Origin of the sequence: Idiomarina sp. ST20R2A10 (assembly GCF_051842345.1) — a bacterium.
GTDB classification, from domain to species: domain Bacteria; phylum Pseudomonadota; class Gammaproteobacteria; order Enterobacterales; family Alteromonadaceae; genus Idiomarina; species Idiomarina loihiensis.
Genome location: NZ_JBNIEY010000018.1, coordinates 1 through 3779 on the forward strand (window position 1 = coordinate 1; position 3779 = coordinate 3779).

Annotated in this window: 5 protein-coding genes; 1 reads left to right on the forward strand and 4 read right to left on the reverse strand. The window is 48.6% G+C overall.

Annotated elements, in window-relative coordinates:
- Positions 1-299 (reverse strand): mercuric ion transporter MerT (gene merT, locus ACP7H9_RS14070; protein WP_439222918.1); only part of this gene is annotated, 299 nt, incomplete at its 3' end.
- Positions 300-373: 74 nt separating this feature from the next.
- On the opposite strand from merT, the gene merR reads away from it, so the two are divergent.
- Positions 374-817: an Hg(II)-responsive transcriptional regulator gene (gene merR / locus ACP7H9_RS14075; RefSeq protein ID WP_011234880.1), complete on the forward strand. Its 444-nt coding sequence runs from the start codon at positions 374-376 to the stop codon at positions 815-817.
- 51 nt (positions 818-868) lie between these two features.
- On the opposite strand, the gene ACP7H9_RS14080 is transcribed toward merR, so the two are convergent.
- From ACP7H9_RS14080 to ACP7H9_RS14090, 3 genes are all read right to left on the reverse strand, one after another.
- On the reverse strand, positions 869-1204 hold the full coding sequence (locus ACP7H9_RS14080) for a YnfA family protein (RefSeq protein ID WP_011234879.1): 336 nt from the start codon (positions 1202-1204) through the stop codon (positions 869-871).
- Positions 1205-1206: 2 nt separating this feature from the next.
- On the reverse strand, positions 1207-2094 hold the full coding sequence (locus tag ACP7H9_RS14085; RefSeq protein ID WP_011234878.1) for a cation diffusion facilitator family transporter: 888 nt from the start codon (positions 2092-2094) through the stop codon (positions 1207-1209).
- A 62-nt stretch (positions 2095-2156) separates the two neighbouring features.
- On the reverse strand, positions 2157-3779 hold a 1623-nt coding region (locus ACP7H9_RS14090), incomplete at its 5' end, for an efflux RND transporter permease subunit (RefSeq protein WP_439222919.1).

Genomic DNA, 3779 nt, shown 5'->3' on the forward strand with positions numbered 1-3779 from the left:
ACCGCAACGAGCCAAAACATCACTTTGTAGCTCTTACGAGCATTTGGCGTTGCGCAGGTGTTATCAGGGTTGCAGTCATCAGCACGCCGGTATATTCGACGCCAGGCAAAGAATATGGCAATCAATGCAATGGTAATAAAAATGGGTCGATAAGACTCAAGTGCTGTGAGGCTCCCAATCCAGGCCCCGGATACACCGAGTGCAAGTAATATGAGGGGACCCAGACAACACGCAGATGCCAGAGTCGCTGCGATCCCTCCCGCGAGAAGAGAGCCCCGACCAGATTTTGAATTTGACATAAGAGTAACTCCTTCGGGCATTTTGCTTTAATGTGTTAATCTTAAACCCGTACCTCACTACGGAAGCAATAGCTATGTTAAAAAAACGCAACGTAATGACAATTGGCACGCTGGCCAAAACAGCCGGCGTGGGCGTGGAAACGGTGCGCTATTATCAGCGCCGAGGGCTAATGAGCGAGCCGGAAAAGCCGTATGGGGGGATCCGACATTACGACGAACAAGCGCTTGCTCGGCTTCATTTTATTCGCGCGTCTCAATGGCTTGGATTTAGTCTGGATGAAATTGGTGAGCTATTAACTCTGCAAGATGGCGCTCATTGCGATGAGGCACGGGAGCTTGGGGAGCAAAAGCTCACCAGTGTTCGTCGAAAGATATCGCACTTACAGCAAATTGAACGAGCGTTGAATGAGCTGGTGCAAAAATGCAGCGCCGGACACGGAGATGTCTATTGTCCACTGATGGCCTCGCTTAATGACGGGGTTGAGGACGCTACCACGGACAAACATAAGGTGCGTTAGTCTGTGTAGTAAAACTTTTGAGCGGAGTTCTTTAACTGAATTGCTTTATAGCTAACGCCAGCCATACACAAGAATCCCCATACCGGTTAGCACAAACGCCGTGCCAATCAGGTCGAAATTGGATAGTGGCGATTTATCGACAATTCGCAGCCAGACTATGGCAGTTAACACGTAAATACCACCATAAGCTGCGTAGACCCGCCCGCTTTCCGCCGGATGAAGTGTTAACAAGTAAGCAAATAAGGCTAAGCTCACTGCCGCCGGAATGAGCAACCAAACCGAATGGCCCTCTTTGAGCCATAGGTAGGGTAAATAGCATCCGACAATTTCAGCAATTGCGGTGGCAATAAATAAGCCCAATGTTTTCATTAAAAATAATGCACTCATTATCAGTTGTCCCTACAGGCTTCATCAGGATCTTCTAGTTCTACCGTTGTATGGCTTAAAGCATAGGGCGCAAGGACGTCATCGATGCGCTGTTTTAAATCGCTACGGGCCTCGATATCAAGGTTTTTAGATAACACCAAATGAACGGTTAATACATGCTCCTCGCCATCTAGTGACCAAAAATGCAGATGGTGTAGGTCAGCAACATGAGGTAGCTCCAGCAAAGTGTCAGCGACTTGTCTGTAGGTTTCTTTGTCCGGAGTTGCTTGTATGAAGAGTTTCAGCGTTGCCCACAGGTTGCGCAGCACATTCACTAAAATAAATAGAGTAAAACCAATCGACAGTAGCGGATCGAGAATTGGCCAATCCACAAACAGCAAAACAATACCAACGATAAGTACAGCGACCCAGCCGAGAACATCCTCCAGCAAGTGCCAGTTAATAACGCGTTCGTTTAACGTTTTGCCCTCTGACAATTTGTAAGCAGCAAATCCATTAACTGTAATGCCAACGACGGCTAAAGCAATCATGCCATCAGCGACGGGCATCTGAGGGTTCCAGAGTCTGGGAATTGCTTCCACAAGTACCCAGGCAGAGCCTGCGATTAACACAACGGCATTAATAAATGCACCGGCAAGATTCAGTCTTTTATAACCGTAGGTAAAGTGTTGGTTAGCCTGTTTTTTGCCAAGTTTATTTAGTATCCACGCGAGACCTAACGACAGGCTATCGCCAAGATCATGAACGGCATCAGCTAAAATGGCGGTACTGTTGGTAAGAAAACCACCAATGAACTCAATAATGGTAAAAACAAAGTTAAGCAGGAATGCCCAACCTAATCGGTTGGACGGCATGTCCTTTGAGTGATCATGGTTATGGTGATGTCCCATAATACGTTCCTCTTTTAATAAAAGGGGGCGACAATAACCGCCCCCTTAAATGCTATTGAACCCTAACGGCTCAGATCCTTAATTTTTTGTTTCGAAAACCAAGGATAGAGCACGGGTAAGATAACCAATGTCAGCAGAGTAGCTGATACCAAACCACCAACAATGACGGTAGCCAGTGGGCGTTGAATTTCAGCCCCTGCACCGGTTGCAAACAGCATGGGAATGAGTCCTAACGCTGAGGTTATTGCTGTCATTAATACCGGGCGTAGTCGCGACCACGCGCCATCAAACACGGCATCATTAACCGCATGCCCATCGGTTATTCTCTGGTTAATACTCTCGACCAGAACCACACCGTTTAGTACCGCCACACCAAACAGTGTGATGAAACCCACGGCGCTGGGCACCGATAAGTACTGTCCTGACACATAGAGTGCCACAATACCGCCGATGACTGCCAATGGTACATTCACCAAAATCAACATGGCTTGACCCATGGTGCCGAAAGCAAAATAAAGCAGCAGGGCGATGAGTGCCAGCGATATGGGAACGACAATGGACAAGCGCTCCTGTGCTCGTTGTTGACTTTCGAACTGGCCACCAATGTCGACTGAGTAACCGGTTGGTAAATCCACCTTCTCGTCAATCGCCTTCCTAATATCGGCAACCACGCTACCCATGTCACGACCCTGAACGTTCGATTGAATCACAACGCGACGCTGTACGTCATCACGACGGATTTGCGGTGGTCCTGATTCAATTGCGACGTGGGCGACTTCGCCTAAGGTTACCCAGGCCCCTGAGGGAGTTAACAGGCGTAACGAACGAATAGACTCCGGCGTATCGCGGAATTGCTTGGCCAGCCGCACGTAAATATCATAGCGCTCATTACCGCGAATGATCTGGCCTGCCGAAGCGCCACCCAAGCCATTGTCGACAACGCTCAGTACATCGGTGACATTTAAGCCGTAGCGTGAGAGTTGCTGGCGTTTCGGCGAAACCACGAGTTGTGCTTCACCTTTTATTTGCTCCATCGCTACAGCAACCGCCCCGTCAACTTGCTTGACGGCACCTTCTATTTCCTGGCCTTTACGGGCCAACACGTCAAGCTCGGGTCCAAATAGTTTGATGGCTAGCTGCGATTTTACACCTGAGAGCAGTTCATCAACCCGTGTTGCAATAGGTTGTGAAAAATTAAACAACAAGCCTGGGTGAGCATCTAGTTTTGCCTCCATTTTTTCTTGTAAGGCGTAGCGATCGGATGCCGTTGTCCATTCGGATTGCGGCTTAAGGCCCACATATATCTCGATGTTGCTGATAGGCTCTGGATCGCCGCCCACTTCGGCTCGTCCAATGCGGCTGAGTGCGTAGGTGGTTTCCGGGAACGACATCAGGATTTTTTCAAGCTTCGGAGCCACCTCTAAGGCCGTTTCAAGGTTAGAGGAGGGGGCTAATGTCACGCGAATATTAATCGTGCCTTCTTCCAATTCGGGCGCAAATTCTGTGCCGAGACGAGGCACTAACACCAAAGCGCCGACAAACAGCACACCGGCCAGGGTAATAACAGCCTTTTTACTGCGTAACGCCACCGATAATAGTCTTTTATAACCATTATCTAGTGGTTTAAGCAGTTTATTTTCACGAGGCTTAATACCCCGACTGAAAAAGTAACTGGCTAATGCCGG